Origin of the sequence: Parasphingomonas zepuensis, assembly GCF_036663735.1 — a bacterium.
Lineage (GTDB): Bacteria > Pseudomonadota > Alphaproteobacteria > Sphingomonadales > Sphingomonadaceae > Sphingomonas.
In genome coordinates this window covers 305790-324170 of sequence record NZ_JAXOJO010000001.1, presented here as the reverse complement: position 1 = coordinate 324170, position 18381 = coordinate 305790, and the positions used below count along the sequence as shown (strand labels likewise).

Annotated in this window: 17 protein-coding genes; 11 read left to right on the top strand and 6 right to left on the bottom strand. The window is 66.8% G+C overall.

Annotated features, from left to right (window positions below):
• Nucleotides 1-56 precede the first annotated feature (56 nt).
• On the bottom strand, nt 57-1745 hold the full coding sequence (locus U1769_RS01630; RefSeq protein ID WP_332711125.1) for a portal protein: 1689 nt from the start codon (nt 1743-1745) through the stop codon (nt 57-59).
• Nucleotides 1745-1936, bottom strand: coding sequence for a hypothetical protein (locus U1769_RS01625; RefSeq protein WP_332711123.1), 192 nt, complete (start codon nt 1934-1936; stop codon nt 1745-1747). The genes U1769_RS01630 and U1769_RS01625 overlap by 1 nt, the downstream gene beginning before the upstream one ends.
• Before the next feature lie 284 nt (nt 1937-2220).
• Here U1769_RS01625 and U1769_RS01620 point away from each other — a divergent pair, with 284 nt between their 5' ends.
• The 4 genes from U1769_RS01620 to U1769_RS01605 all read left to right on the top strand — a co-directional run bounded on the left by U1769_RS01620 (nt 2221) and on the right by U1769_RS01605 (nt 7302).
• Nucleotides 2221-5421 (top strand): cadherin domain-containing protein, encoded by a 3201-nt coding sequence (locus U1769_RS01620; RefSeq protein WP_332711121.1) that lies wholly within the window; start codon nt 2221-2223, stop codon nt 5419-5421.
• Nucleotides 5422-5537: 116 nt separating this feature from the next.
• A complete protein-coding gene (locus U1769_RS01615) occupies nt 5538-6473 on the top strand; it encodes an alpha/beta fold hydrolase (protein ID WP_332711119.1) in 936 nt (311 codons plus the stop codon).
• A 69-nt stretch (nt 6474-6542) separates the two neighbouring features.
• On the top strand, nt 6543-7073 hold the full coding sequence (locus tag U1769_RS01610) for a DUF6438 domain-containing protein (protein WP_332711118.1): 531 nt from the start codon (nt 6543-6545) through the stop codon (nt 7071-7073).
• Nucleotides 7074-7152: 79 nt separating this feature from the next.
• Complete coding sequence (locus tag U1769_RS01605; protein WP_332711116.1) at nt 7153-7302, top strand: hypothetical protein; 150 nt, start codon at nt 7153-7155, stop codon at nt 7300-7302.
• 45 nt (nt 7303-7347) lie between these two features.
• On the opposite strand, the gene U1769_RS01600 is transcribed toward U1769_RS01605, so the two are convergent.
• Complete coding sequence (locus U1769_RS01600) at nt 7348-8199, bottom strand: OmpA family protein (RefSeq protein WP_332711114.1); 852 nt, start codon at nt 8197-8199, stop codon at nt 7348-7350.
• A gap of 34 nt (nt 8200-8233) precedes the next feature.
• Nucleotides 8234-8581 carry a hypothetical protein gene (locus U1769_RS01595; RefSeq protein WP_332711113.1) on the bottom strand — a complete coding sequence of 116 codons (348 nt, stop codon included), beginning with the start codon at nt 8579-8581 and terminating at the stop codon, nt 8234-8236.
• Nucleotides 8582-8747: 166 nt separating this feature from the next.
• On the opposite strand from U1769_RS01595, the gene U1769_RS01590 reads away from it, so the two are divergent.
• The 6 genes from U1769_RS01590 (at nt 8748) to U1769_RS01565 (ending at nt 15919) form a co-directional block, all read left to right on the top strand.
• Nucleotides 8748-9365: an OB-fold-containig protein gene (locus U1769_RS01590; RefSeq protein WP_332711111.1), complete on the top strand. Its 618-nt coding sequence runs from the start codon at nt 8748-8750 to the stop codon at nt 9363-9365.
• A gap of 22 nt (nt 9366-9387) precedes the next feature.
• Nucleotides 9388-11091, top strand: a complete 1704-nt coding sequence (locus U1769_RS01585; protein WP_332711109.1) for a flotillin family protein — start codon at nt 9388-9390, stop codon at nt 11089-11091.
• Between the two features lie 326 nt (nt 11092-11417).
• Nucleotides 11418-12890 carry an ATP-binding protein gene (locus tag U1769_RS01580; protein WP_332711107.1) on the top strand — a complete coding sequence of 491 codons (1473 nt, stop codon included), beginning with the start codon at nt 11418-11420 and terminating at the stop codon, nt 12888-12890.
• Between the two features lie 140 nt (nt 12891-13030).
• On the top strand, nt 13031-13351 hold the full coding sequence (locus U1769_RS01575; protein WP_332711105.1) for a hypothetical protein: 321 nt from the start codon (nt 13031-13033) through the stop codon (nt 13349-13351).
• Between the two features lie 188 nt (nt 13352-13539).
• Nucleotides 13540-15147 carry a Na+/H+ antiporter gene (locus U1769_RS01570; RefSeq protein WP_332711103.1) on the top strand — a complete coding sequence of 536 codons (1608 nt, stop codon included), beginning with the start codon at nt 13540-13542 and terminating at the stop codon, nt 15145-15147.
• Nucleotides 15148-15448: 301 nt separating this feature from the next.
• Nucleotides 15449-15919, top strand: a complete 471-nt coding sequence (locus U1769_RS01565) for a Slp family lipoprotein (protein ID WP_332711101.1) — start codon at nt 15449-15451, stop codon at nt 15917-15919.
• Between the two features lie 35 nt (nt 15920-15954).
• On the opposite strand, the gene U1769_RS01560 is transcribed toward U1769_RS01565, so the two are convergent.
• Nucleotides 15955-16977 (bottom strand): serine hydrolase domain-containing protein, encoded by a 1023-nt coding sequence (locus U1769_RS01560; protein WP_332711100.1) that lies wholly within the window; start codon nt 16975-16977, stop codon nt 15955-15957.
• Between U1769_RS01560 and U1769_RS01555 the strand changes: the two genes are divergently transcribed.
• On the top strand, nt 16949-17911 hold the full coding sequence (locus tag U1769_RS01555) for a carbon-nitrogen hydrolase family protein (protein WP_332711098.1): 963 nt from the start codon (nt 16949-16951) through the stop codon (nt 17909-17911). The two genes, U1769_RS01560 and U1769_RS01555, sit on opposite strands and share 29 nt — an antisense overlap.
• On the opposite strand, the gene U1769_RS01550 is transcribed toward U1769_RS01555, so the two are convergent.
• Nucleotides 17847-18341: a hypothetical protein gene (locus tag U1769_RS01550; RefSeq protein WP_332711097.1), complete on the bottom strand. Its 495-nt coding sequence runs from the start codon at nt 18339-18341 to the stop codon at nt 17847-17849. The two genes, U1769_RS01555 and U1769_RS01550, sit on opposite strands and share 65 nt — an antisense overlap.
• Nucleotides 18342-18381 lie beyond the last annotated feature (40 nt).

Below are 18381 nucleotides of genomic sequence, written 5' to 3'. Positions count from 1 at the left end.
CCCACTCCCCCTCATCCGGCGCTTCGCGCGACTTCTCCCACAGGGGGAGAAGGAAGTTACGCTGGCCCCCCGCCGTCTGGCGCCCCGCCCATCGCCCCCAGCATCTGCATCGCCGCCGCGCCGTCCTTGGCCGGTCCGGCCATCGCCGCGAGTTTCGCCAGCTGGGCTTCCTGCGCGCGCCCGCTGCGCAGCGCCTCGGCGTCCCCCACCGAGCGGATGATCTGCGGCGGCGCACCGGCGCGGTCGGCATAGTCGTCGACGATCGCATCGACATCCAGCCGGTCGGCGGCTTCCGGAAAGCGTGCCGCCAGATTGCCGACAAAGGCCACCGTCCGCTCGATCTGGCCGAGCCCGACCATGCGTTGCATCTGGGCGAGGATCGACACGAAATCGACCTTCACCGGCTGGCCCTGCAACTGCGGCGGGGCGGGCGGCAAAAGCCCGCGCCTCGCCATGATCCCGAAGGCGCGGTCGATCGCCACTTCGAGCTTCTCGTTGTTGACACGCTCGATCACCGGGCCGAGCTGAGTCAGCTTCTCCTCGTTGCGGCTGGCGATCTCCTCCACGTTGCGCGGCTGCACGCCGTCCATGTTGGTGATCGCCATGAACAGGTCGGCATAGGTCAGCCGGTCGATCGCCTGGGCACAGCGCTGCACATCCTCCGCGATCGCCCCGATCGCCGACGGGTTTATCGTGTAGGGGACGATCACGCCGGCGGCGTCGACCCCGCTCGCCGTTACGATATTGCCGGCGTTGCCGGTTAGCTTCACGCTGGCTGGCACGATCTTTTCGGGCTCCACCAGGAATTTGGTCGCATTGGTCTTGCGCCTGGTCTGCAACTGCAGCTCGCGCATGTCCGGCAGGGCATCGAAGCCCGGCGCGGTGCCATAGGTGTCGCCGCCGGTGGTGTCCCAGCGCGGCGCCCAGAAGGGCTGCTCCTCATAGCCGGAGACGCGCAGCACGCGGTCGGCGCGGCCGTCATTGTCGTCCCAATAGACCGATCGCCACGGTTTGCCGCGCGCCGTCTTCACGCCCATGGCACGGTCGTCATTCGGCTCGATCGCGTGGATCACCGGCACCTGTTCGTCATAGCGCCCATTGGTGTAGCAGGTGCGCACGAAGTCGCTCGCCGTCTCCAGTCCGAAAGACTGCGCCAGCTGATGCACTGACATCGAGCACCGGCGGTACAGCGTGTCCGGCACCATCGCGTCGGACAGCGCGATCCAATATTCGCCGGCGGTCAGCGCGTGGCATACCGCGCCCGCCTGATCATGCTCGACCATCACGCAGGCATCGGTGCCGAACAGCCCCATCTCGGCATAACCGGCCTTCACGGCGCCGTAGAAATTGGTCCCGCCGAGAAAGGCGTAGATCCGCCGCTCGACTTCGCTCAGCCAGGTCTTCACCGTGCCATCGTCGGCCAGGTCGGCATCGAACGGCGTCAGCCGGAACCATGGACGCGAGGGCGAGGAGAGGCCGCTCGTCATGCCGCCGGCCAAGGTGCGGAAGCTCAGGATCGGGTGCGAATTATAGATCGCGCCATTCGTCCGCCGGAAATTACGGTTGTTTTCGGAGACGAGGAAGCGGGACCGTGCCGGCTGGGCGAACCTCGAGATTTCCGCCCATTCGGGCTCATAGGGCTGGCGGGCCGCCTTCAGCGCGGCGAGGCGCCGGTTGCAGCGTTCCTTGATCGCCGGCATCGCGGCGGGCGGGATCGGGGAGCCCAAGGGGGTGGGGGAGGCCATCAGCCGCCCAATACCGTCGTGGTCGACGGTCCCGATCCGGGGCCGAGGATGCCGTTGAACACCGACGCCATCAGCGCGCGCCGGCGACGTATATCGTCGTCGACACGCGGCGCGGTGGCGCCGCCATCGGGCAGTTTGAGCGCCTGGCGCTCGGGAATGGATTGCGGTTTGGGGGGCTTTGGGCTGCACATGAAGGGTGGATTAAGGCGTCTGGCGGAAGGTTTGAATCGACGCTCCGATCCCTCGGATCACCCACTCCGGCGATCCGGCGCCGACGGTTTTCGGCGACGGCTCCCTGCGGCGGGCCGGCTCCGTGGCGCGCCTATATCGAAAGTAACATTGATGCTTATTAGTTAAGGTGGCGCTGCCCAATAGTGTCGACATCTATTGTTGCAGCGCCAATGTCTTCGGCCTTTACGCTTTCTAAGCAAATAGTCGGTAATCCTCGTCCGAACATGGATGTCGGAGACGGGGCATGAGCGGCGAAAACACTCTGGTATATGCGGCGCTGGGTGATGAGATCACGGTCAATTCCACCTATGCGCGATCGCAGGCGCATGGCGATGTGAACCGACTGGCCAACGGCAATTTCGTCGTCACCTGGGTCGATGCCGATTTCAACACCTCGGCCGACCGGTCGATCAGGTCGCAGCTCTACGCCGCCGACGGCACGCCGCTGGGCAGCGAGACGGTCGTCGCGCCCGGCAACGGCGTCATTCAGCCGACCGTCACCGACCTTGCCGATGGCGGCTATGTCGTTGCGTGGATGGTCTCGGGCGCGATCAGGGCGCAGCTGTTCGACGCCAGCGGTGTGGCGACCGGATCACTCCTGACGCTTGTTTCTGCGACCACCGCATCGAGCATCCGCATGCCCGATATCGCGGCGCTGGCCGATGGCGGATTCGCGCTGAGCTGGGAGGACAACCGCACGACCGGCGGCGACACCACCGGTTCGGGCGTCCATGTGCGGGCCTTCGATCAGACCGGCACCGCGACTGGGGCCGATACGCTGGTCAATGTCGCGACCGTGGGGAATCAGGCGGATTCGTCGATCACGGCGCTGTCCGGCGGTGGCTATGTCGTTACCTGGACGGATCGCGGCGCCGGCTGGGTGATCAAGGCGCAGATCTTCGATGCGGCGAACACGCGCGTCGGCACTGAATTCGTCGTCAATAATGTGGCCGCCACCTCCGTCGAATCCTCGGTGGTCACGCTCGCCAACGGCAATTTCGCGGTCGCCTGGAATGATTCGTCGGCGCATCACATCCAGATCTTCTCGGCGGCCGGCGTGCGAATCGGCAGCCAGATCGACGTGCCCACCATGCTCTCCGGCATTGCGGTCGGCCCGGAGCTCGCGGCGCTGTCCGACGGCGGGCTGGCGCTTGCGTTCACGGCGAACGGTGCGCCACTCAGCGATGGATCGGGCCGTGGCGTCTTCGTCCAGGTGATCGGTGCCGATGGCCAGGCGGTCGGCGGGCCACTCCAGGTCAATTCCCAGGCGAATGGCGATCAGATCGATCCGGGTATCGTCGGCCTTGCCGACGGCTCCTTCGTGGTGACCTGGACCGATCTCAACGGGTCGGGTGCCGATGACGATCAGGTGATGGCACAAGTGTTCGCACCGCATTGGTCGGTCGGCATCACTTCGGGGGACGGCGGCGACACCGCGGCGGTCGCGGCGGCGGAAAATGGCACGGCGGTGACGATCGTCGCGGCCGCGAACGGCGCCGGCGCCCCGATCGTCTATCAGATTATGGGCGGCGCTGACGCAGCCTTGTTTCATATCGACCCCGCGACGGGCGCGCTGACCTTTCTGGCCGCGCCCGATTTCGAAGCGCCGGGCAGTGCGGACGGCGACAATGTCTATGACGTCGTCGTCAGCGCGGCCGACGGCACGACATCGGATTCGCAATCGCTCGCGGTGACGGTCGTCAACGCCAATGAGGGGCTGTCGATCGTCTCGGGCGCCACTGCTTCAGTCGAGGAAAACAGCATTGTCGCTGCCGTCGTGCTGGCCGAGGACATCGACGGCGATACGCCTGCCTATTTCGTCGCCGGCGGTGCGGATGCGGCACTGTTCGCGTTCGACGCCGGCACCGGCCAGTTGTGCTTCGTCGGCGCGCCGGATTTCGAGACACCGGCGGATGCGGACGGCGACAATGTTTATGACGTGATCGTCGGCGCCACCGACGGGGAATATTTCGATTACCGGTCGATCGCGATCACGGTCGGAAACGAGACAGCCGAGCTGGGCTTCGCCGCGCCGGCGCTGGCGATTTCGGCCGACGAGAATGCGCCGGCCACGGCGCTGGTCGTTGCCATCTCGGAGAATGGCGATCCCATCAGCTACGCGATCGCGGGCGGCGCCGACGCAGCCCATTTCACGATCGACGCCCAGACGGGCGCGCTGAGCATGGTGGGCGCACCCGATTTCGAAGCCCCCGGCGATGCCGACGGCGACAATGTCTATGACGTCCTGGTGTCGGCGACTGACGGCAACAAGACCGCCTCGCAGACGGTGTCGGTCACGATCGGCAATGTCGATGAAGGCGTAAAGATCGTCTCCGGCGGCGGCGCGGACACCGTCATGCTCTCCCTGTCCGAAAATCAGGCCGGGGTCACGACGGTCGCGGCGATCGACCTGGACGGCGACACGGTCAGCTATGCCATTGCGGGCGGCGCCGATGCCGGCCTGTTCGCGATCGATGCAGTGACGGGCCAGCTGGCGTTCGTCGCAGCGCCGAATTTCGAAGCGCCGATCGATGCGAACGGTGATGGATCGTACAAGGTTACGGTGGCAGCCTCGTCCGGCGCGTTCAGCGCAACCCAGAGTTTTTCGATCGCGGTGCTCAACGTGAATGAGGGGATCGCGATCTCCTCCGGCGGAGGCGCCGCCGCCGCGTCGATCGCGGCCGCCGAAAACGGCACCGCCGTCACCACGGTGCTTGCGGTGGACCCGGACGGCACCGCGCCCAGCTATTCGATCGTCGGCGGTGCCGATGCGGCGCGCTTCGTCATCAACGCGCAAACCGGGGCGCTGCGGTTCGCCGCCGTGCCGGATTATGAAGATCCGGACGACGCCAATGGCGACAATATCTATTCGGTCGTCGTGGGCGCGAGCGACGGGCAGCTGATTGATACCCAGGCGCTGACCATCACCGTCACCGACGTCAACGGCCGCACGATCAACGGCACGTCGGCCGCCGATACGATCACGCCGAGCAGCACCAATCCGTCGCTGCGCCCCACCGGTGAGGAAGACACGATCTATGGCCGGGAAGGCAATGATATCATCCAGGGCGGCGCTGGCAATGACTGGCTGAACGGCGGTGCCGGTGCCGATCGCCTGACCGGCGGTGCGGGTGCCGATCAGTTCGTTTTCTCCGCCGTCTCCGAATCAACGGCGTCGGTGCGCGACGTGATCACCGATTTCGTCCATTCCCAGGGCGACGTCATCGCGCTCACCGCGATCGACGCGAACAGCATGGCGGGCGGCAACCAGGCCTTCGCGTTCATCGGCACCTCTGCCTTTTCCGGGGCTGCGGGTCAGTTGCGCTACGAGATGTCGGGCGGCAACACTTTGGTGTCGGGCGATGTGAACGGGGATGGTGTGGCGGATTTCCAGGTCCAGCTGACCGGCCTGATGGCGCTGACGGGATCGGATTTCCTACTGTAGGCGTGTGACGTTGGTCAGTCCGCCCGCGATGCGTGACACCGGGCGGCGCCTGTGAAAGGATGCGCCGCGACGGGAGAGACCATGAGCATCGCGCATTGCCCTGGCGGCGACACGACATGATTGGCGCTATCGCGGCGGGCGTAGTGGCGCTGACCGCCGGTCTCGCGGCGTTTTCCCGCCTCGCCGCGCACCGGATCGAGCGCCGCATCCCCGCCGATGGCAGCTTCGTCGTCGTTGATGGCGTGCGCCTTCATTACACCGATCGCGGCCATGGCCCGGCGATCGTGATGATCCACGGGCTCGGCGGGCAGATGCGCAATTTCAGCTATGCGTTGGCCGATATGCTCGTCGCCGATCACCGCGTGATTCTGGTCGATCGGCCGGGCGCGGGCTATTCCGCCGCGGCACCCTCCGCCGCCATCCCGGCTCAGGCAGCTTTGATCGCCGGGCTGATCGACCGGCTCGAGCTGGATCGGCCGCTGGTCGTGGGGCACTCGCTGGGCGGCGCGGTCGCGCTGGCGCTGGGGCTCGATCATCCCGAGAAGGTCAGCGGGCTCGCGCTGATCTCCCCGCTCACTCAGCCGCAGGAGGCGGTGCCGCCGGTGTTTCGCGGCATCGCCATCCGCTCTCCCGCGGTGCGACGCGCTGTCGCCCTGACGCTGGCGACGCCGATAGGGCTGCTCTCCGGGCGCAAGGGCGCCGTCGCGGTGTTCGCGCCGGAGGCGGTGCCGGCCGACTTCGCCCTTCGCGGCGGCGCGCAACTCGTGCTGCGGCCCGGCGCCTTCGATGCCGCATCGGCCGATCTTGCCGCTGCGCGCGCCGACATGGCGGCGCTGGCGGCGCGCTATGCCGGCCTGGCGGTGCCCGTCGCGATCCTGTTCGGACGGGAGGACGCGATCCTCGATCCCGAGGTGCACGGGCGGCGCATCGCGGTCGAGGTCCCGCGCGTCGAGCTGACCCTGATCGAGGGCGGGCACATGATCCCGATCACTGCTGCGGAGACGGTGGCGGCGTGGATCCGCGGAAGGATCATCGGCCCCGGGCCCCGCTGAGCCCCTCGCGCGTTGCCCGTCATTCAGGTCGGCCCGTGTAGCGGTCGGGCAGTATCGACGGGAGAAGACATGCTTGGATTTCGCTTCGCATCAGTAGCTGGGTTGATCGGCATTGCGGCGATCGGCGGCCTTTCGGCCTGCGCCACCGCGCCGAAGGCCGGGCCCGGCGCGCCGGCCGCGCTGGAAACGATCGCGGTTTCCGTCGGGCCGTGCTTCGGCTTCTGCCCGGTGTACAAGCTCGGCATCACGCCGGACGGCACCGTCGCGTTCGATGGCGAGCGCCACACCGCCGTGCTGGGCCAGCGCACCCGCGCAGCCGGCCGGACCGCTTATGACCGCACCGCTGCCGGCCTGGCACCCTATCGCCCCGCTACCGGCGCGACGGCCGAAACGACGTGCGAGACGCGCATTTCCGATCTTCAGCAGTATCACCTGACCTGGACGGCCGCGGACGGCACGGTGACGACGCTGAACCATGATCGCGGATGCCGCTCCCCGCGCAACGAGGCGCTGAACGAGCTGCTTCAGGCGCTGCCGACGCAATTGGGTGTCGAGCCATGGGCGCGGCAGACGACCCGGCCCGGCGTCTCGCGGGGCTGATCGCTTCATTGTGCCGCTGGGCTGATTACCGCCCGCCATGTGGGTAATTTGTTAATCCAGTTCCGCTATTCTGCGAATCATGAAGTTCATCCTGGCCGCTATCCTCATGCTGGTCCTGGGCGACATTGCTCTGGCACGCGGCGCAAACACCTCGAAGGTGGTGCACGCGGTCACGCGCTTCATCCATTCTTCCGGGGAGGAGGCGCGATCCTCAGTCTTCACGCGCTGATCGACAGCGGCGCCGGCGCATTTTTAGTGCCGGCGCCGCGCGCCGTTACCCGGCCTGCTGGCCGATCAGCGTAATCTCCACCCGCCGATTCTGCTGACGGCCGGACACAGTCTTGTTGTCGGCGACAGGCGCGCTTTCGCCATGCCCGACTGCCTCGATCCGCGCCGCATCGACACCCATCGCGCCCAGCGCCGCGCGCACTGCGCCGGCGCGCGCCTGCGACAATTGCTGGTTCGCCGCATCGGACCCTTGCGCATCGGTATGTCCGTCGATGCGGATTTTCACGGCGGCATTGGCCTGGAGATATTGCGCAAGCGGCCGCAGCCGTGCTTCGGCGCCAGGCTTCAGATCGGCTTTGCCCGTTTCGAACACCACGTCCTGCAGCACCAAAGTTGCGCCGAGCGCAGTCTGTTTCAGCTGCAGGTCGGCAAGCTGGCGCCGCGCGGCTTCGGCATCGGCCTGCGCCTTGGCGGCATCGGCCTGGGCGACGGCGGCGTCCTGCTGCGCCCGCGCGGCATCGGTGCGGGCCTGCTCGGCCTGCGCTTCGCTGGTGGCGAGCCGTTCCTGGTTGGCGACGGCGGCGTTGGCGGCGCGGTCCTTGGCGATCGCGGTCTGCGCATTGGCGCGCGCTGCGGCGATCAGCGCATCGATCCGAACGATGGTCGAACGAGCCCGGTCGGCCCGGTCCTTGTCGAGATCGGTGGCGAGCGTGGGCAGCGCCGAGGCCGCTTCATCCAGCTGCGCCGCGCCATAGCGGGCGACGAGCGGATCGGCTCGCGCCGCCTCGATCTTGGCACGATACTGGTCGACCACCACGCGGTCGGTCTTGTCGGCCAGCGCCGGCGTGCCGACGGCCAGCGTCGCGCCGGCGAGCAGAGTCATCATCAATTTACGCATCATTCTCTCCTGAAATAGGTTCGGCGGTCCGCGGTCATTGCGGGACGAGCGCCGTCTCCTGGGCTCGGGCTTCATCCTGGGCGACCTGCTTCTGCTGGGTCGCCGCGGCGAGATCGGCGAGCGCACTTGCTTCGGTCGCGGCGGCGATCGTCTTGTCTTCCTTGCTCAGGCTCCATTGCAGTTGCGCTTCGCTCAGCGCGGCGCGGGCACGGGCCTGGATGTCGGCCGCCTGGCCGGTCAGCGCCGCCTTGTCGTTCATGCTGATCTTGGCTTCCGCAGCGGCGACCGTGGTACGCGCGGTATCGCGCTTGCTGGCCAGGGCCGGCGATGCCGACAGCAGGGCAGCCGCAGCAAATGCCGCGCCGATGATCTTCGCGTTCATGGCAACAACTCCGTTCGTCGCCCCCGCGCTTCCCAGCCGCACAATGGCCGAGCGGGGCCGATTGTTCCGGTCTCGTCGCGGCGGGTCAGGTTGGGCCGTCCCGAAAACCGGCACCACCCTGTCCGGATTCGCTAGGTCCCACCCGGGAAGCTGATATGATCCCGGAATGTTCGCTCAGTTCCTCACCCCCGAATATGCGCCCTTCGCCATCGCCTTCGTGGTGATGATCGGCATCGGCCTGATCGAGGCGATCGGGCTCGGCTTCGGCAGTTTCGACCTGCATCCCCATATCGGTGATGCGCATGCCGACGGCCTGCTCGACTGGCTCGGCCTGGGCGATCGCCTGCCGATCCTGATCTGGCTGACCGCGCTGCTCGGCTGCTTCACCCTCGCGGGCATCGCGATCCAGCAGATCGCGCAGGGCCTGCTCGGCGCGCCGCTGCACTGGGGCCTGGCGACCGGCGGCGCGCTCGTCGCCGGCGGCGTCGCCAATGCCTTTGCCTCGGCCGGGCTCGCGCGGATCATGCCGGGCTATGAATCGACCGTGATCGATGCGGAGGACCTGATCATGCGCCGCGGCACCGTGCTGGAGGGCACTGCCCGCCGCGGCCATCCGGCCCGGGCCAAGGTGATCGACCAGCACGGCCAGGCCCATTACATCATGGTCGAGCCGCATGACGACGCCGATGTCGTCGCCCAGGGCGAGACGGCATTGCTCGTCCGCAAGGACGGCCCGACCTTCTTCGTCGTCCCGGACGCCAGCACCACGCTGCGCCCGATCTGATCTTCACCAACAGGAGGCTTTCTTGGACGGTTCACTACTGAACATCCTCATCTATGCGGGGATCATCCTTTTCGGCCTGATCGTTATCGGCCTGATCCTGACCCGGCTCTATCGCCGCGCGACCAAGGACGTCGCGCTGATCCGCACCGGCTTCGGCGGGGAGAAGGTCGTGCTCAACGGCGGCATCATGGTCATCCCGGTGCTGCACGAGCTGATGCAGGTCCGCCTGACCACCGTGAAGCTCGAAGTGTCGCGCCTCAACAAGGATGCGCTGATCACGCTCGACAAGCTGCGCGTCGATGTGGTCGGCCTGTTCCACATTAAGGTGAAGCCCGACGCGCAATCGATCGCCGCCGCGGCGCAGACGCTGGGCGAATCGGTCAACAGCCCGGATGCGGTGAAGTCGCTGCTCGACGGCAAGCTCGTCTCGGCGCTGCGCTCGGTCGCGGCGACGATGACGATGGAGCATCTCCACGCCAACCGCGCCGATTTCATCCAGAAGGTGCAGGAAGCGCTGATGACCGATCTGGACATGAACGGGTTTCAGCTGGAATCGGTCTCGATCACCCATTTCGACCAGACGGCGTTCGAACATTTCAATGAAAACAATGCTTTCGACGCGGAGGGCCTGACCGTGCTGACGCGCACGATCGAGGAGCGGAAGAAGATCCGCAACGACATCGTCGCGACCAATCGGGTCGAGATCGAGCAGCGCAACCTGGATGCCAACAACCAGTCGCTCGAAATCGCGCAGGCGGCCGAGCAGGCGCGGCTGACGCAGGAGCAGACGCTCGCCGCCCGCCGCGCGGAACAGGCAACGGCGATCGCGACGGCGGAGGCCGAGCAGACCCGGCTCGCCGAACTCGCGCGCATCTCGGCGGAACAGGCGCAGACGGTCGCGCAGACCGAGGCGGACAAGGTGGTGCAGACGGCGACCATCGCGCGCGACGGCGCAGTGCAGACGGCGACGATCGAGCGCGACCGCAACATCGAGCTCGCCCGGATCACCACGGCTGTGCAGACCGCGCAGAAATCCGAGGAGGAATCGACCGCCACCGCCGCCGCCAACGAAGCCCGCGCGCTCGCCGTGCGTGCCGAGGAAAGCGTCGCGACCGCCAAGGCGACCGAGATCGCCAACCGCAACAAGAACGTCGCGGTCATCGCCGCGACTCAGCGCGCGCAGGAGGAGGCAGTGCAGATCACCGTCGCCGCCACCGCCGAGAAGGAAGCGGCCGAGGCCCGCGCGATCGCGCTGCGCACCGAGGCGACCGCTGACGCCGACGCGGAAAAGGCCCGCGCCGAAGGCCGCGCCGCCGCGTTCAAGGTCGATGCCGCCGGCCAGACCGCGCTCAACGAAGCGACCAACGTGCTGAACGACGCGCAGACCGCGCTGCTGGTGCGCCGCGCCATGCTCGAAGCGCTGCCGGCGATCATCGCCGCGGCAAGCAAGCCGATGGAGCAGATCGACAAGATCTCGATTCTCGACGCGCGCGGCCTGCACGGCGACGGGGGCGGGGCCGACGGAAGCGGCAATGGCAGCGGCAACCTGGCGGATTCGGCAGTCGCCGCGGCGATGCGCTACCGCGTCGGCGGGCCGCTGATCGATGCGCTGATGGCGGAGATCGGCATGGCCGGCGGCACGCTCAACGGCCTGCTCACCGGCGCCGCCGCGCCCGCGGCAGCGCCGCCGCCGGCCATCGCCGCGCCGAAGGAGGACAAGGACTGAGTCGCGCCTCGAGAAACTGGGGCTGAAAAGATGGGCCGGAGGCATCGCCCCCGGCCCATCCCACCACCGCAAAAGGAACGCGTTCCAAATCGGTCGGCGTGAACGGCGGTAGCGCTAACGCGTCGCATAATTGAACTAAGGGGTTTTGCGGACTCTCACGGGCCGGATCGAGCGTCCTGCGCAGCGCGCCATGCCGAATCGCATAGCTGCGCCCGCGCTCGTTGGCGCCGTGGGACGGCCAACGTGCCATATCGGATCGCGGCGGCGCGGTCGGTCCGGCGCTAAACGCTTGCCCTTGCGCATGCCGATCCGCCATGCGCTGCGACATGACGTTTCAGGTAGATATGGGGATAGACGGCGCGGGCAAGGCGATCTGCGTCGATCTGGAGGAACTGCTCGCCACCCGCCTGCTGGTGCAGGGCAATTCCGGATCGGGCAAATCCTATCTGTTGCGGCGGTTGCTCGAACGCAGCGCCGGGCAGGTGCAGCAGGTCGTGATCGATCCCGAGGGCGATTTCGTCACCCTCGCGCCGTACGGCCATGTCGCGATCGAGGCGGTGGATTATTCGGTGGGCGAGATCACCCGCTTCGCCGGGCGTTGCCGCGAGCATCGCACCTCGGTCGTGCTCAGCCTGGAAGGGCTGGAGATGGAGGGGCAGATGCGCTGCGCCGCCGCCTTCCTCAACGGCCTGTTCGATGCCCCGCGCGAGCATTGGTATCCCGCGCTGGTGGTGGTCGACGAAGCGCAGATCTTCGCCCCCGCGGCCGGCGCCGAGGTGAGCGAGGAAATACGCCGCGCCTCGCTGTCGGCGATGGCGAACCTGATGTCGCGCGGGCGCAAGCGCGGCCTGGCCGGCATCATCGCGACTCAGCGACTGGCGAAGCTCAGCAAGAATGTCGCGGCCGAGGCGAGCAATTTCCTGATGGGCCGCACCTTCCTCGACATCGACATGGCGCGCGCGGCCGATCTGCTCGGCATGGAGCGGCGCCAGGCCGAATCGATCCGCGATCTCCAGCGCGGCACCTTTCTCGGCCTCGGCCCCGCCATTTCGCGCCGACCGGTGATGGTGAAGATCGGCACGGTGGAGACCAGCGCGCGCAGCTCCAGCCCGGTGCTGACCCCGCTGCCCCAGGCCCCGTCCGACGACATGATGACCTTCCTGCGCGAAGGCATAGAGGAGCCGCCCAGCACCTTGTTCCCGATGCTCCCGCCCGGCGTCTCGCCCGCGCCGCGCACGGCGCCGGCAGCGCAGCTGCTGCAGGATCTCGCGGCCACCCCGCCGCGCGAGCATGACAGCGCGCCGGAGCAGTCGCCCGAGGAGCTGGAGGAGGTCACCGTCCAGGTGCTCCGCGCGATCATGGACGATCCCGAGGCGACGCTGCGCAGCGCCGCGGTGCTGTTCCAGGATTTCCAGGTCCGCTGCCGCATGGCCGGGGTGAAGCGCTCGCCGCTCGACCCCTCCGCCTTTGCCCGCCGCCTCGCCGCGGCGCGCGCGGGCATCTTCGACCGGCTCGACGAGGAATGGCAGCAGGCGCTGGAGACGGCGAATGAGCTGCCCGACGACATGCTCGGCGCTTTCCTGCTGGTCGCCCGCGCCGCGCGCGAAGGCGAGCCGTGCCCGAGCGATGAGGCGGTCGCGCGCACCTACGGCACCAGCTCGCTCGGCCGCGCGCGCCGCGTGATGAGCTATATCGAAGGCCGCAACATCTTCGTGACGCGGGTCGATCTGGCGGGGAAACGATCGATCACGATTCCGGGCCTCGGGTGGACGACGGCTTCGGCCGAAATTGGGGGGTAGGACGATATCGCAGATGGCGAACACATGAAGGCGCTTTCCCCCTTCATTGCTCTTGGCTGGCACCGCAGCATTGGTTGACACACCCGCACTTGCCTGATGGCGATTTGCGCGCATTACAGGTTTGTGAGAGATTCAAACTCATGCCCATAGCTTTCGCCGTTCTGGCCCTTATCGGCATGGACGGGGACAACGCCGTTCCCAGTTCAAGGACGATCGCGCGGATCGAGAGCGGTATCGTGTTGCTCGACCAGCTACAGATAGTCGGTGTGGCGGACACGACGTCAATGAACCGGATGTCGCGCGTCAGGGTCCGTGCCGCTGCCTGCAGAGCCGAAGTCGCAAGCAAGGCTGACTGCACCTATCAAGTCGATCATTGTCGAGAAAGTGAAGAAGACAGCGACCATGACGGGTGGTGTGGTCGCCAGACCCGGTTTGTTCGCGCGGATGCTCCATCCCTGTGACGCCGAGCGATCGTGGCTGGACCGTGGATCCGACAACGACCGGCAAATAAGTCCATTATTGACGTGCGCCACTGACCATCGGACCGCGTCATCCGCGCTTGCGATGGGCGTCGGGCGTGCTCGATCGTCAAAAGAGCGATTGCCGAGCCGTCCCCGATCACCGACAGCCACCCCGACGAGGCGCCCAGGTGCCAGGCTATCGGGAGATTGTTGTGCATCCGGTCGAGACATTCGAATTGATATTCGCGCTGTTGATCGCGGTGCTGGTTCTCCACTGGGCGGCGACGCGCGTCGGGTTTCCGCCCGCCGTGGCATTGCTCGTCGGCGGCGGAGCGCTCGCTTTCGTGCCGGGCTTGCCCGCGGTGGCGCTGGATCCCGAACTGGTCCTGGTGCTATTTCTGCCGCCCTTGCTGATGGATGGTGCCTATTTCACCGAGATCGCCTCGTTCAGGCGGCACATCGGCGGCATAGTGTCGCTTGCTGTCGGGGCGGTGCTGTTCACCACGCTGGTGGTGGGTGTCGTCGTGCATATGCTGGCGCCAGCCTTGCCTTGGGCCGCCTGTTTTGCGTTGGGCGCGATCGTGTCGCCGCCCGATGCGGTGTCGGCCCGGGCGGTGCTGCAGCGCGTGACGCTCCCGCGTCGCCTGATCACCTTGCTTGAGGGAGAAAGCCTGCTCAACGACGCAACAGGGCTCGTACTGTTTCGCTTCGCGGTCGCCGCTGCGCTCACCGGCGTGTTCGATGCCGGGCAGGCGAGCATGAGCTTCATGACCCTCGCCATTGGCGGTGTCGCGGTTGGCGGCGCGATAGGCGGTGCGTGGGTGCTGCTGATGCGGCGTCTCAAGGACGATATGCTGGTGATCATCAGCTCGATGATCGTCTGCTGGGCCTCTTATCTTGCAGGCGAGGCGGTCCATGCTTCGGGCGTGATCGCCACGGTCGCGACGGGCTTGGTCTGCGGTTGGTACCAGCACGTGGTCTTCAGCGCGAACGCGCGAATGCGCGGCACCGCCTTTTGGCAGGTGATGGTGTTCCTGTTCGAGGCCCTGGTGTTCATCCTGATCGGCTTTTCCCTGCGCGGCGTGCTCGATCGCGTGGGCGGTGTAGAGACCGTCTGGGCGGACATGGCGGTGCCCGTTTTCGGAGTGGTGCTGGCGATGACGCTTGCGCGGTTCTTCTGGGTGTTCGGTAGCGACGGTGTTCTCGCGCTCCTTCATCGCGCAGGGCTGGTCGCGAAGCCTCCGCTGGGTTTGCGTGCCGCCACCGTGATGAGCTGGGCGGGCATGCGCGGCGTCGTCACCCTCGCCGTCGCCCTGACGCTTCCGGAGGCGATGCCGGGAAGGGACCTGATGCTGGTAACGGCGTTCGCGGCGATCCTGGTGACGGTGCTGCTCCAGGGTACGACGCTTGGGCTGGTGATCCGTGCGGCGGGGTTGCGCGAGACGGCGCCGCCGGCGCGCCTGAACCTGGGCGCTGCGGAGGCAGCGATGGCGCAGGCGCAACTCGAGCTCGTGGAACGCAGCGCCTATGGTCCCGATGGCAGCCCCCTGCATCCACGGCTGCTCGAAAATTACGGCCTTCGGGCCAGGCAGACCGCGAGATATTCCGAAAACGAGTCAGCGTTTACCGAGAATATCGCCAGGCACTTCGACCTGGTGATTGCCGCCGTCGCCGCCGGGCGCCTCGAACTCGTTCGATTGCACCGCGCCGGCGATATCGACGACAAGACGCTTCACAATCTGGAACTGGATCTCGATCTCGAGGAACTCGCGGCGGTGGCGGCAAAGAATGTCTGAAGGGGGCAAGGCCGGACCTGCCGCCGTCGGCATCGTCTGAGAACCGTCCGGCAGGTTCGAGAGGGAACAGGCCGGAAGCCGGACGCTTCAGAAGGCCGTTGGACGAATTGTGTTCCCTTGCCGGGGCGCTTAGGGCGCCACCATGACCGCCAAACCCCTCTCGCGAGCGCGACGTCACCCGATCGGACGGTTCAACCGATCGATATCCGGCGCGCTTTGCTGCTGCGTGGGTTTGGCTGGGTGCGTCAGCTCGTCGATCCCGCCCGCGCAGAACGAAATCGCGAAGCCGGCGGCGAGCCCAATGTCCGCCTGGGCAACCGCCGGTCCGGCCGAGACGGAAGTGCTGCGGACGATCCAGGCCGCCCGGCTCTCTCCCGATCAGGCGATCGAGGCGCGGAATCTCGGCAAACGCATCCGATGGGCCGGGGCCGTGCATCACATGGCCGCAACCGACAAGGGCGTTTGCCTGACGATCATCTATGCCGTCAGCGGCGATGCCGGCGAACCGCGCTGGACGCCCGATGCGACCAATCAGACCTTCAACGCCTGCACGACTGGCTCTTACGACCCGGAGCTGGTGCAAGATCTCACCAACGTCACGATCGTCGGCAGGATCACCGGCACGGCCTATATCGGCATGGGCGGCGGCGGCAGCACCGGCCCTGTGGTCGAGATAGAAAAGCTCTTTCGCTGGTCGGATTGTCTTGCCGGCGACGTCAGCCCCGTCTGCACATATGGCTTTCTGAGCCCGAGAGCGGTTGCCGACGATTGAGGCGTGCCCGCATCCTCGATCCGGCATAGCCCCTGTTATGAGCCATCCGCCGACAGGATTGCCTTGAGGATCGTTTCCGACCGTCGCTGCCCATAGCCGCGGCCATAGGCGCTCGAGGTGATCGCGATCACCATATGGCGGCTGGGGACGACATAGATCTTGTTGCCGCCATTGCCCGAAGCGAAGGAGACGGCGACCGGCTTTCCACCGATCTGCTGCACCTTCGAGTACCAGAAATAGCCATAGCCATCGGCATAGGGGTCGCTGTCGGCGATCGCGACTCTCGGCGCGAGCGCATCGCGGATCCAGCCCGCGCTGACGATCCGGCGGCCGCGATACAGGCCCTTGCCGCGCACCATCTCCCCGATCGTCGCGAAACCGCGCGTGGTGAGCGACAGATTGCCCTGGCCCTTGGTGTAGCCGGCGGCGTCCGCCGCCCAGCTCCAGCGGGTGATGCCCAGCGGCCCGAACAGCGACGATCGCGCGAAATCGGCCATCGTCCCGCCGGTCGCCTTCGCCACCACCACGCCGGCGGTATAGGCCGTGAGCGAGTTGTAGCGATAGCGCGAGCCCGGCGAATCGGCGCGGGGAACGGCGCGCAGGAACGCCAGCGGATCGGCCGCCTCATCCAGCTTGTCCTCATTGCCCGGCGATGCCGGATCCTCGTCGAACGCCGCCAGGCCGGACCGCATCGTCAGCACGTCGCTGAGGACGACATCCCCGATCGCGCTGCCGCTGGATTCGGGCCAATAAGCCGAGACCGGATCGGCGACGCTGCGAATATTGCCGCGATCGATGGCGATACCGAGCAGCAGCGCGGTCACGCTTTTCCCGGCCGAGCGGACGTCGTGGAGCGTGTCAGCAGTTTCGCCATTATAATAACGTTCCGCCACCACGCGACCGTCGCGGAGCACGACGACCCCGCGCAGGTCGGGGTGCTCGTCCTGGTCGAAGGTCGCCAGCACCCTGTCGAGCGCCGGATCGGTCCGCGATGGCGGAGACGCCGCGCAAAGGAGAGCGGCGCCGACGATGATGCCGGCCAGTTTGACTATATTCACCGTTCGGGCCCCCCAATCGAGTGAAGGCTGCTCTGATACCCTTTGGTCGTTCGCGCAACTGGGGGCGAAGGCTGGCTGCACCCTCCGTAACAGGGGCTCAACAGGGACCTTCGTCGCCAGCTGCAAGTGCGCTAGGCCGTGTCCCATGCGTATCGCCGCCGTACAATGTTCACCCATATCCGATGATGCCGAAGTGACCTGCGACATCGTGGCGCGTCGGCTGCGCTGGGCCGACGAAGAAGCGGTGGACCTGGTCGTGTTTCCCGAAGCGTTCCTGCTGGGGCATTCCTATGATCCCCTGACGATCCGGTCGCGCGCCCGCGCGGCATCGGATCATGCCCTGGCCACTCTGTGCAGCCGGGTGGCGGCTTTCCGGGCCACGCTGGTCATCGGCGCTTTCGCGCTTTCGGGAGAGCGCGTCGTCAACAGCGCGTTCGTGATCGCGCGCGGCCGGATCGTCGGCCGATATGACAAGGCCCATCCCAACGAACCGGGCGTCACCGCCGGCAGCGCCTTTCCCACCTTTCTGAAAGCGGGGACCCGCTACGGCATCAACATCTGCAACGATGCGAACCATGAAGATGCCGCGCGGCGCATCGCCGAGCAGCATGCTGCGCTGGTCCTCTATCCGCTCAACAATCTGCTTCGCCCGGAAACGGCCGAACGCTGGCGGGAAAAGAGCCTCGCGAACCTGAAGGATCGTGCGCGCGAGACCGGATGCTGGATTGCATCATCCGACGTGACGGGGGCGAGTGGCGACCTGGTGAGCTTCGGCTGCACGGCGATCGTGGCGCCGGACGGCCGCGTCATGGCCCGGGTCCCCGAGATGAGCGAGGGCGTCGCGGTGCAGGATGTGCCGGCACGGCCGGTCAGCCGGGCTCCGCATGGTGTTTCCGTATCTCGACCGGTGCAAAGGGAGCCGGCCACAGGCTGATCCGGTACAGATCGTCACCATCCAGCCCATCGTCACTCAGGCTGTCCAGGCCGCCGAAGCATGCTCTCATCCGGTAGGTTCCGGGCGGGACGGAGATGATGTCGATCGATCCGCCCGTGCATTCGTGAATTTCAAGGCGGCCGGAGGGCAGCTCGATGCTTGCCTCGACGATGTGATCCCAATCGTCCGGCGCGAGCGGTGGAGGCGCGTCCGCGATTGTGATCTCCACGGGGACGGTCATATTGCGGACGGGCTGGATGACGACAATGAAGGAGGCCGCCTTGATCCGGCGTTCGATGTCTTCCTCGGTGAAATCCACCGGCGGATCGGGCCGCTCGCCGGCATCCCAGAGATAGAACTGGAAATAATCGGCGAACACCTCGTAGCGCCTGTTCACTGCCCTGGCATCGCGCTTCTGCCAATCGACCAAATGCACCTCCCGACTATGCGTGCTGGCTTACCAAGCCTGG